A 10,684-nucleotide genomic window follows, 5' to 3' on the forward strand; every position below is an offset into this window, starting at 1 on the left:
TTTTTTATGCAGGCCCATGTGCGAAATCGATGCCTTTGATTTTTATAAATTCAATATGATGGGAAGTGTCACAAATACAATGTTCATCTTTAAAAAGAACTAAATTATATCCAGTGCCATATGAGCTATTAAAAATAAGGCCATCTAAATGACCATGAGTTTTAAAGAATTCAGTAATAAATTGCGTTGGTATATATTCACGATGTGAATTGTTTGGAAGCACAGGTAATGAGAGTTCGTCAGTAAATGTTTCCAGTAAGCTGACAAGTTTTAAAATGTCAATGTAGCTTGATGAGCTAAGTGATAGAAAGGAGATATTTTCACGCGGTGCTCTTAAATCAATAACATTAAGTTCTTGAGTAACATTAAATTTAGCTATCGAAATAGTATCACCATTATTAGGTCTTATCTCTTTTATACAAATATCTTTAGTTTGAGCTAAATATAGGTAGGAAATTCCATAAGGATTGGCACGTCCTAATGTTGCTAATTTAGCAGGTGGCTTACCCATTTTATCATGGGCTAAAGGAGTGTCGCTAATACGCCCTCGATAAAATATTTCTGCTGGGTGAATTTGATATAACAATTGTTCAATAAGTTGTTGAAAATTAGAATATAAGTTGCCATCGGGCAGGAATGCTTCTTTATAAATTGAAGTTTGAGGGAAAAAACGATTTTCATGGATTATTTCATTTTTGAAATTAATCCATTGTTGATGCATTTCAGCTGTATTTGCAGATTTGAACTTCTTGTTAAAAATATTTGGAGAGATTAAAGATAAATTATTCTTGAGCCTAGATTTTTCAGTAGTCTTAGAAAATATTTTAAAGTCTTCATCTAATATATCTATTAGTCTAGTTGCATGGTCATCCTCTTCAAACATAATAGAGAAGCCTTCCAATGTTGACGTTAAGTTGGTAAGTTGACAAAAATAACTAAACATGCGAAAAGACATTTTTGGTTAAACGATGTTTGCACATGCCACGGATTGTTACCGTCCCACTCAGCTTAGAACAGCGTGCACAACTAATTCTCCTGACCAAGCATGCAGCACATTGGCGTGAAAGACAACGTGCCCAAACTATTCTCTGGCTTTCCGAAGGTAAAACTGTTGCCGAAGTTGCTGCGTTACAAGAGCGTATCCCAGAAACCATAAGGCTACAACGCCGACATTGGGAGCTACATCAGTTTGAATCGATTCAAGAAGGTCATCGCTCAGGCCGTCCCAATACACTGACATCAAACTATCAGGCTCAAATCTTAGAGTGGGTCAACACAAGCCCACTCAATGCAGAACAAATCCGAGTCAAACTGCATGAAAAACACGGTGTGTCCGTGTCTGTTGAAACTATTCGCAAGTTTTTGCGAGATTCAGGCATGGTCTTCAAACGCACCCGCCACAGCTTGAAAAAAAAGAGACCCGACCGCATTTGGACAAGCGCAACAGCAAATTGAAGCATTACGTGAGCAAGCGGCACGTGGTGAAATTGTATTGGGCTATGTCGACGAAACAGGATTTTCGGCTACGCCAGATAACCGTTATGCATGGACAAAGATAGGCGATGTTCATGCGGTTGATGCTGTAAGACTAAAGCGAGTTAATGTGATGGGTTGTCTCCTGTCAACGGGTCATCTGATCACCAGTTGCCTACAGGAGTCCGTTAACAGTCGCTGGTTTTATGCCTATTTGATGGGTGTAGCAGCACAGGTGAAACGCAGCTATCAAGTTCCTTTGGTGTTGATTGTTGACAATGCCTCGATTCATCGCAGCAAACAGATGGTAGATTGGCGCAAGCTTCTTGTACAAGAATATTCAACGACTTTGTATTTTCTACCTGCGTATAGTCCTGAGCTGAATAGAATTGAGATGGTTTGGAAGCAGATGAAGTATAACTGGCGGGATTTTAAGGTAATGAAGGCAGATCAAATAGAGCGTTGGGTTGGGCAGATTTCAAAGGGTTTTGGTAATGAATACATGTTTACTTTTTAGTTGATACTTAAGTAAATTATCAATAGAAATTATTGGAGCATTGTTTTGATTACAATAATGACAGCGACCCAGTTGGCTAAGGCTTATGATTACACGCTTGATAGCATTATCATTAAAGCAATTTACACAGCAAACTGAACTCATCAACTATTAACCTCAACAGCGTTCATTAGAAAATAATTTACCGTTTCAATGTGATGCTTAATGGAAATTTTTTTGACTTGACCTAAACCCGGGAAATGTTCAATTGAGTGTAGATATATGAATTCATTTAGTGCATTTGTATCAATAAATGGAATTTCTTTTTTTTGAATATCCGTAATGAGCAGATCAAGAGCTTCTTTAAATTTGGCCCCAGGATTTGTAGGTGTTCCATCATTTTCAGATGAATAATGCCTTATGAATAATTCATCAAATCTATTTTTATCAATATAAGAACAATGGATGGTTACAACATATGCAGGACCGCCACCTTCACTAAAATCTTCTCCAGTAATGGTGTAATCTGCAAAACCTATGTTTGATTCTTCTTTGTAGTAACTATGTAATGAAGAGAATGGAGACTCTTTTGGATAATCAGCATTTCTTTGTTGTTTTTTGAAGAAGTCTTCGTACGAAACGCGATTTTTAATTCTTTTCTTAATATTTGGATTTGTATCGTTCTGAATAAAATTAATGTTAGATTTTTCAGAGAAGTCTAGAATATTTTGATCTATACCTTTTTGAATAAATAGACCAAAAGCACCTAAATCTAGGAAATCTTCATATATCTCTGTACTTTCATTGATTGAGTATAAAACTTGATAACCAATACCATCAAATTTTCTTAATTCTTCATACAAGGCTAATTTTGAATTAGAGAAGTCACCAATTGTAGGGTTTATAATAATATAAGGTTCAATAGCGTTAGAGTTTAGAGTCTGAATAGTCTTGACCAATGCTTTTATATCGTTCTTTACTGGTTCTATTACGGGAATAAATTTTTGAAGTTCTAGTTGTGCAAGTTCTCGTAATGCTAGAAGTTCATTTAGTTTCCCCCTCAATATTGGATAGTACATTCAGGTGATTCTCCGAAAAAATTTTTATAAGTGAGCTAATACTGTTTTGATTGAATTTAAAGCTAATTAATGCATTAGTCAAAAAAAATGGTAATGAATTTATGGCTTCTGCATTATTTTTACGAGTTATTTTGAGTGTTGAAAGAAAAGCTTTTTTTACTGTCTTTTGATCATGTGATTTGATGATTTTCTCACATAACTCATAAAGTCGAGTATTGGGGACATTGATTTTAAGTTTATAAAGTTTTTCAGCAATTGATTGATATTCATTTTTACGAAGTGATTTCATCATAAATTCGATATCTAATTGTTCAGTTTCGATAGGCTCACGTATAGTTTTTAAAGTATTTGCATCTGTTAGTACTATTACACCTACTTCAATTGGTGTTAAATGTAAAACTGACTCTAGCATGTGGGACGAGCAGACTACATTGACTTTATCAAATAGTTTTAGGTAAGAAGTTAGCTGATCATTTAGGCGTACTAAACTGTCATATTCAGTTTTAATTTCATAACATGTAGAACAACCATTAAGTAGAACCAGATCTGCTTTATTAGTTCCGACTCGGAATTCTGAAAGAAGAATGGATGAATTGAGAGAATGACGGCCAAGTAATATATTCCTAGCAATTATATTCTTATAGATATATTCATTGCGATAATTCTTACTTAAATTTTTATAGGCAATTTCATAAAGCTCTTCAAATGTATTAACTTTATATTGATCCGCAATTTCGTATAACTTTAACTTTTTTAGAGCCGAACAATCATTGCTAGCGACAGCATTTAAGCAGTTGCTTGTAAATAATTTAGCAATTTCTCTCTCAGCAATCATATTCATTGAAATTTTGTAGTGTGGATACATTGTATTAAAAAACCTCCTCATCAGGAGGTTTTTTTATGGTTACTTTTATCCGTTGATGATGGGCACGATCCAACTGGTGATAATCAGCATAATGCCAAAGTGCCCAAGTTTTCGGCAAACTTTGACAAAGGTTGGAGCGGGTTGTTCCAGTCGAGTGGCATAATCTTTGAGGCTTATGGCTTGGGTACTGCGGCTATGCCACAGGAAAACAGCAAGATCGATACAGATTAGAATTGTCCCGACATTGGCCACGATATCCATCATCACATAATCTTGTAAATACAGGCTACTGCCTACTCGGTAGCAGAGATAAATCGCAAAAGCGATACACACATATTGCAGTACGAAAGTAAAAGCGCGCATAAATTCACAAAATAAAAAAAGACGGCTGTTTATAACACAAAAAGTAGAAGGGTCGCGTCGTCTTTATCTTTTGTCCACAAAAAAGGGTATGTGCCTTAACTGATTAGGCTTTGTCCAATCAGGCTGGAAAAAATGGAGATTAAACCTATTTTTGAAAAAATATTGCTATACATGCTTGGGGGTTGTGAAGTTGGTCCAGTTTCTGTTTCTAGTGAGCGTATTTCACTCGTTAGTGGGGTAGTCTGTTGTGGTGCGCGTTGGCTCTTAAAGCCAAATTCGAGCAAGATCATCAGCAAACCGCCATGAATCAGCACTTGCCAGATTGAAATATGAGAGAGGGTGAGTTCTGTATATAGATTAAAAGTGGTAATTGCAGCAAAGATGAAGCAAAAAAGCTTGAATAAATAAAGTGCCTGCATTTCTTTTTCCTCTTTTATAATTGCTTTTATGATGAGCTCTTTTTCTTAAGCTAATATTAAGAACTATAAAAGAGTGGTGAAAAATTGAGTTACCCAACCTTTGATCAAAGGTTGGGTAAATTGTAAGAAAACTTACCAGTGTTCACCTGGGAACAAACGTGCATATGCTTTTTGTACCCAGTTGAGTTTTTGCTGTTCGCCCACAGACGCAGTAGAACTTGGGAATAAGTTATAACCAATCGACATGAGTTTATTGTTGATGTCTGGTGCAATTGAATGAGTGATTGATGCCAAACGCCCTAAGTTAGTTGCCACTTTCTTCGGACGCTTCACAATCGCATAAGCAACCAGATCTGCTGCTTGTTCAGGTGAAAGAGTTGGGACGTATTTATAAATTTTCGTCGGCGCAATCATCGGGGTGCGTACCAAAGGCATATACACCGAAGTAATCGCAATTTTATGTGAATGCACTTCGGCAGAAAGACAGCGACTGAATGCATCTAATGCGGCTTTAGACGCCACATAAGCCGAGAAACGAGTGGCATTTGCTAATACGCCAATCGAGCTAATGTTAATAATATGCCCATCACGACGAATCATCATTTGTGGCAGGATGTTCATGACTAAACGTACCGCACCAAAGTAGTTAAGCTGCATGGTGCGTTCAAAGTCGTGGAAGCGTTCCGCTGACTCATGTACAGCACGGCGGATTGAACGACCTGCGTTATTAATTAAAATATCAATATGATCGACTGAAGCTAAAATCTGCTTAGAAACTTCATCAATCGAGTCTAAATCATTTAGGTCACATGGAAAAACAGAAGCTGAACCGCCTTTGGCTTCGATTTCTGCTTTAACTTCTTCTAATGTTTCTTTGGTGCGCGAAACTAAAAGGACGTGTGCTCCTGCATCAGCCAGTTTGTGTGCAACGGTTAAACCAATACCACTTGAAGCGCCTGTAATTAAGACGGTTTTTCCATTTACACGTTCTTTAAAAAGTCTATCCATTCTTGAATTCACGTTATCATTCCTGATCTAAGTCAAATATTTGAGGGTTATGGCTATTTTTATATTCGATTATTAAGGCTGCATTTTCTGAGAAATGTAGCGGCTTTCCTTCACAGTATAATACCTAAACTGCTTAAAAATATCACTGCATAAGTTATTGAAATAATAAATAAAATTAGAGTAAAAGCTCTATTTTATTTCTTCTAATTACTTGTTTTTACCACGAATTCAAGCGAAGTGAAAGGGCTATAAATATAAAAGACAAGCGTATAAAAAACCTCAATCATGTGATTGAGGTTTTAAGTTCAGCACTCTGTTTTTTAGACTTGAGCCAAGGCCTGCTCTAAATCTGCAATCAAATCATCAATATGTTCAATACCTACAGATAAACGCACCATATCAAGACTTACTCCAGCAGACTTTAATTCTGCTTCATTCAGTTGGCGATGTGTGGTGGTGGCGGGGTGGCACGCCAGACTTTTGGCATCGCCAATATTGACCAAGCGAGTGAAGAGTTGCAAAGCATCAATAAAGCGGGTGCCACCTTCACGGCCATCTTGTACCCCAAAGGATAAAATTGCCGAAGGTTTTCCTTTGACATATTTTTGCGCCAAGCCATGCTGTGGGTGATCTTTCAGGCCGGCATAGTTGACCCATTTCACTTTGGGGTGGGCTTGTAAATATTCTGCGACTTTCTGCGCATTTTCAGTATGACGTTCCATACGTAGGTTTAGGGTTTCTAAGCCTTGTAGAATCAAGAACACGCTTAAAGGGCTAATCGCAGCGCCGGTATTACGTAGTGGTACCACGCGGGCACGCGCGATATAAGCTGCTTCGCCTAAAGCTTCAACATAGTTCACGCCGTGATAGCTTGGGTCTGGCGTATTCAGCACTTTAAAGCGCTCAGGATACTTGCCCCAAGGAAATTTACCGCTGTCGACAATCGCACCGCCAATCGAGTTCCCATGCCCGCCAATATATTTGGTTAAGGAATGCACCACAATATCTGCCCCGTATTCAAAGGGTTTCAGCAGCGCAGGAGTTGCGACGGTATTATCGACTACCACAGGCACGCCATATTCATGTGCAATTTTGGCAATCGCTTCTAGGTCAATGATGTTGCCGAGTGGATTGCCAATCGATTCAATAAAGACCAATTTGGTTTTTTCATCAATTAAACCGCGTAGGGCTTCGGGATCTTGATAATCAAAGAAACGGACTTCAATGCCTTGTTTCGGTAGAGTGTGGGCAAACAGGTTATAGGTGCCACCGTACAAGGTCGAAACAGAAGCAATGTTGTCCCCTGCTTCGGTAATGGTTTGAATGGCATAAGTAATGGCTGCCATGCCAGAGGCTAAGGCCAACGCGCTAATACCGCCTTCGAGTGCAGCCAAACGTTGTTCTAGCACGGCAGTGGTCGGGTTCATAATTCGAGTATAAATATTGCCTTGAACTTTTAGGTCAAATAGATCCGCACCATGTTGTGTATTATCAAAGGCATAAGACGTGGTTTGATAAATCGGTACGGCCACTGCTTTGGTGGTGGCTTCGGGGCTATAACCAGCATGGATAGCCAAAGTTTCATCTTTATAGGTCATGGGACTTCATCTGCGTGAGTTAAATATTGCACAGTCTACCATCAATGAATATGAGTGAAAGTGTGAAAATAATGAATATTTATCTAAAAAATTCATAAAGATGAGATGCGAGCAGCTTCTTGTCTGCGGAAAAGTGAGATAAAGTGGGTGTTTAAAAAACAACCGTGCTGAAAGTTGTAACATTGCATTGAAGATCGGTTTCATGCCTTATTTTTTCAACGTATTCATCGTATAATGCTCGCAAATATTTTTTCGCTTCTTGCGATTTTTTGGTTTTTCTATTGAGGAGTCCTACGTGGCCCAATATATTTATACGATGAACCGAGTGTCTAAGATGGTTCCGCCTAAGCGCGAAATCTTAAAAGACATCTCTTTGTCATTTTTCCCGGGTGCAAAAATTGGTGTACTTGGTTTAAACGGTGCAGGTAAATCGACCTTGCTTCGTATTATGGCGGGCGTAGACAAAGATTTCTCTGGTGAAGCTCGTGCGCAACCGGGTATCAAAATCGGTTACTTAGAACAAGAGCCGCCACTTGATCCAAATAAAGATGTCCGTGGAAACGTAGAAGATGGTTTACGTGAACCATTGGATGCTTTGGCACGTTTGGACGAAGTATTTGCTGAATATGCAGCAGAAGATGCAGACTTTGATGCATTGGCAAAAGAGCAAGAAAAACTTGAAGCGATTATCCATTCATGGGATGCGCATAATCTGAGCAACCAAATGGATCAAGCTGCAGCTGCCTTGAACCTACCAGCTTGGGATGCGGATGTCACACTACTTTCCGGTGGTGAGCATCGTCGTGTTGCATTGTGTCGTTTGCTTTTATCTAAGCCAGATATGTTGCTTCTAGACGAACCGACGAACCACTTGGATGCAGAATCTGTGTCTTGGTTAGAGCGTTTCTTGAAAGACTTTGCCGGCACGATTGTGGCGATTACGCACGATCGTTATTTCTTGGATAACGTGGCGGAATGGATTCTTGAGCTTGACCGCGGTATGGGTATTCCATATCAAGGCAACTATTCTTCTTGGTTAGAGCAGAAGAATGCGCGTCTAGAGCAAGAGAACAAGCAAGAAGAATCTTTTGCTAAAGCATTGAAGAAAGAACTTGAATGGGTTCGTTCAAATGCCAAAGGTCAGCAAAAGAAAAACAAAGCGCGTATGGAGCGTTTTGAAGAGCTTAACTCACGCGAATTCCAACAGCGTAACGAAACTTCTGAAATCTATATTCCACCTGGCCCACGTCTAGGCAATAAAGTCGTAGAAGTGGAAGGCATCAGCAAATCATTTGATGGTCGCGTACTGTACGAAAACCTGAGCTTTACCGTACCGCCTACAGCAATTGTGGGTATCGTAGGTCCAAACGGTGCGGGTAAAACCACACTGTTCCGTATGATGACTGGTGAACAACAGCCAGATACGGGTACGGTGACTTTGGGTGAGTCGGTTAAAGTAGCGTATGTGGGTCAGATTCGTGACACCTTAGATAACAACAAAACCGTTTGGGAAGAAGTTTCTGGCGGTTTGGATATCTTAAGAATTGGCGATTATGAAATTGCATCACGTGCTTATATCGGTCGCTTTAACTTTAAAGGTCAAGACCAGCAGAAGCGTGTAGGTGAGTTGTCAGGTGGTGAGCGTAACCGTTTACAACTGGCGAAAATCCTGCAAATGGGCGCAAATGTGATCTTACTAGATGAGCCATCGAACGACTTGGATATCGAAACCTTACGTGCGCTTGAGGATGCAATTCTTGTATTCCCAGGTACGGTAATGGTGGTGTCGCACGATCGTTGGTTCCTTGACCGTATTGCAACGCACATCTTGTCGTTTGAGAACGAACAGCCTGAATTCTACGAAGGTAACTATGCTGAGTATGAAGCCTATCGTTTAGCGCGTTTGGGTGATGCTGCAGTTCAAAAACGGACCAAATACAAGAAAATTGGCGGTTAATACTTCCGTTAATTCAATTAAAAAACCAGCCTTCGGGCTGGTTTTTTTATGCTTATCAATTGTCGCTTAAGGCGTTTTAGTGGCATTCACTTGTAAGCTGATAATGGTGTAATACTGATTTTTAGGTTTTGCTTTGGCATCGACTTTTTCGCTCACTTCAATCAGGTATTGCCCAGCTTGTGCAAAAGTGAGTGTGGCATTGCCTTGTGCATCGACAGGTGTGCTTTTCGCTTGCTGCTCAAGCTCACCTTGAGCGCGAACCATGAGTTCTGCGTGTGCAAGAGCTTTGCCTGCTTGAGTAATTTGCAGTTGTACAGGCTGTTGCACCGTGATTTGGTTTGGATGGGTTTTAAAGTTGACTTGAATTGGGGCTGGCGTTATAGCAACAGGTGAGGTGCTGTCTTTGCTCACATAGCTTTGAATGCTCCATTCGCGAACCGTAGAGACCTTACTTGGCACTTTGCCTTTAAAGTCACTTGGTATGACATAGTCACGCTCGCTTAGGGCAGGGACTTTGTCTGCTGCGACATCGGCAAAGATTTTCCATTGACGATTATGTTGTACATATTCAATTGGATATGAAGTCTTGGCAAAAATGGTATAGGTGCCTTTTTCCGGTAGCTTAAGATCAAATGCAGTTGCAGATTCTAAGTGCTTCTGTGCTTGAATCGTAGTCTGTGTTTGGTTGGGTTGGAAAACGCTGAATGAAATATCTTTTAGGGCATATTCAGGATGAAAGGCTTGTTCCGCATAGGCGCTCAATACAGGGACTTGGGTATTTTCAGTGTGATACGCCAGTGGAGCGACATAGGGTTCATGCGCTTGAGCCACTGAACAGAACAAGAGTGTGCAGAGTAGAGCGTTTTTCATAGAGACTAGGCCTAAAAATATTTCGTAAGATGAGGTTTTTGATTATATCGAGAAAAACTAACAGGTGATAATAATTATTATTTATTCTTTGAGCAGATAAAAAGGGAGCTTTAAGCCCAATTATTGCAAATCGGTAGATTGCCATCATCCAGATAGCGGCTTAAAGCTGGCCAACGCTTCAGAGTGTAATTGATGGCCTTGGCGGTTGGAGAACTCGATGGCACCGTCAGTTGATGCTGGTTGAGCCATTCATACAGTTGTTGCATCACCGGTTGACTATGCTGTTGTCGGTATTCGCGGCGCTGTTCTGCTGTACCATCGGTCTTTCTCCTGAGTTCTGCTTCTATGGCATACAGTTTCTGAATCAGCACTAAGGCCTGTTCAGCGACCTGACTTTTCTTGGTCACATGCAGTTCATGGAATTTACGACGAGCATGCGCCATGCAGCCCACCTCAATGACTTGGCCTGATTTAAAGCGTGCTTTATAACCACTGTAATCATCACAGACCAGATGGCCCTGCCAGTCTTTCAGGAACGCTTCAGCATGCTGGCCTG

The 10,684-nt window shown here is 40.0% G+C and carries 11 protein-coding genes and 1 pseudogene; 3 read left to right on the forward strand and 9 right to left on the reverse strand.

Going from position 1 to position 10,684, the window contains the following annotated elements; translation table 11 throughout:
- Positions 1-4 precede the first annotated feature (4 nt).
- Entirely contained in the window at positions 5-883 is an 879-nt protein-coding gene (locus tag ACY3FQ_RS01115; RefSeq protein WP_176538375.1) for an RES family NAD+ phosphorylase, read from the reverse strand.
- Positions 884-978: 95 nt separating this feature from the next.
- Here ACY3FQ_RS01115 and ACY3FQ_RS01120 point away from each other — a divergent pair, with 95 nt between their 5' ends.
- Entirely contained in the window at positions 979-1,455 is a 477-nt protein-coding gene (locus ACY3FQ_RS01120; protein ID WP_005262470.1) for a helix-turn-helix domain-containing protein, read from the forward strand.
- Entirely contained in the window at positions 1,451-1,990 is a 540-nt protein-coding gene (locus tag ACY3FQ_RS01125; RefSeq protein ID WP_126038012.1) for an IS630 family transposase, read from the forward strand. Before ACY3FQ_RS01120 ends, ACY3FQ_RS01125 begins: the two co-directional genes overlap by 5 nt.
- Positions 1,991-2,133: 143 nt before the next feature.
- On the opposite strand, the gene ACY3FQ_RS01130 is transcribed toward ACY3FQ_RS01125, so the two are convergent.
- The 6 genes from ACY3FQ_RS01130 to ACY3FQ_RS01155 form a co-directional block, all read right to left on the reverse strand.
- Positions 2,134-3,048, reverse strand: a complete 915-nt coding sequence (locus ACY3FQ_RS01130; RefSeq protein WP_176538374.1) for a sce7725 family protein — start codon at positions 3,046-3,048, stop codon at positions 2,134-2,136.
- Positions 3,014-3,889, reverse strand: coding sequence for a sce7726 family protein (locus ACY3FQ_RS01135; RefSeq protein ID WP_228723716.1), 876 nt, complete (start codon positions 3,887-3,889; stop codon positions 3,014-3,016). The genes ACY3FQ_RS01130 and ACY3FQ_RS01135 overlap by 35 nt, the downstream gene beginning before the upstream one ends.
- Before the next feature lie 69 nt (positions 3,890-3,958).
- A complete protein-coding gene (locus tag ACY3FQ_RS01140) occupies positions 3,959-4,276 on the reverse strand; it encodes a hypothetical protein (protein WP_004691542.1) in 318 nt (105 codons plus the stop codon).
- Between the two features lie 95 nt (positions 4,277-4,371).
- Positions 4,372-4,695 (reverse strand): hypothetical protein, encoded by a 324-nt coding sequence (locus ACY3FQ_RS01145; RefSeq protein ID WP_224216387.1) that lies wholly within the window; start codon positions 4,693-4,695, stop codon positions 4,372-4,374.
- 132 nt (positions 4,696-4,827) lie between these two features.
- Positions 4,828-5,703, reverse strand: coding sequence for an SDR family NAD(P)-dependent oxidoreductase (locus ACY3FQ_RS01150; protein ID WP_224216388.1), 876 nt, complete (start codon positions 5,701-5,703; stop codon positions 4,828-4,830).
- A gap of 320 nt (positions 5,704-6,023) precedes the next feature.
- Positions 6,024-7,301 (reverse strand): O-acetylhomoserine aminocarboxypropyltransferase/cysteine synthase family protein, encoded by a 1,278-nt coding sequence (locus tag ACY3FQ_RS01155; RefSeq protein ID WP_224216389.1) that lies wholly within the window; start codon positions 7,299-7,301, stop codon positions 6,024-6,026.
- Positions 7,302-7,596: 295 nt separating this feature from the next.
- Here ACY3FQ_RS01155 and ettA point away from each other — a divergent pair, with 295 nt between their 5' ends.
- On the forward strand, positions 7,597-9,258 hold the full coding sequence (gene ettA, locus ACY3FQ_RS01160) for an energy-dependent translational throttle protein EttA (protein ID WP_489773523.1): 1,662 nt from the start codon (positions 7,597-7,599) through the stop codon (positions 9,256-9,258).
- Positions 9,259-9,324: 66 nt separating this feature from the next.
- On the opposite strand, the gene ACY3FQ_RS01165 is transcribed toward ettA, so the two are convergent.
- Together ACY3FQ_RS01165 and ACY3FQ_RS01170 are read right to left on the reverse strand one after the other, a co-directional pair.
- Positions 9,325-10,128, reverse strand: coding sequence for a DUF4198 domain-containing protein (locus ACY3FQ_RS01165; RefSeq protein WP_489773524.1), 804 nt, complete (start codon positions 10,126-10,128; stop codon positions 9,325-9,327).
- A 116-nt stretch (positions 10,129-10,244) separates the two neighbouring features.
- Positions 10,245-10,684 (reverse strand): annotated as a pseudogene (locus tag ACY3FQ_RS01170) (IS66 family transposase); the annotation flags it as partial.

The organism is Acinetobacter sp. AB03, assembly GCF_058107045.1.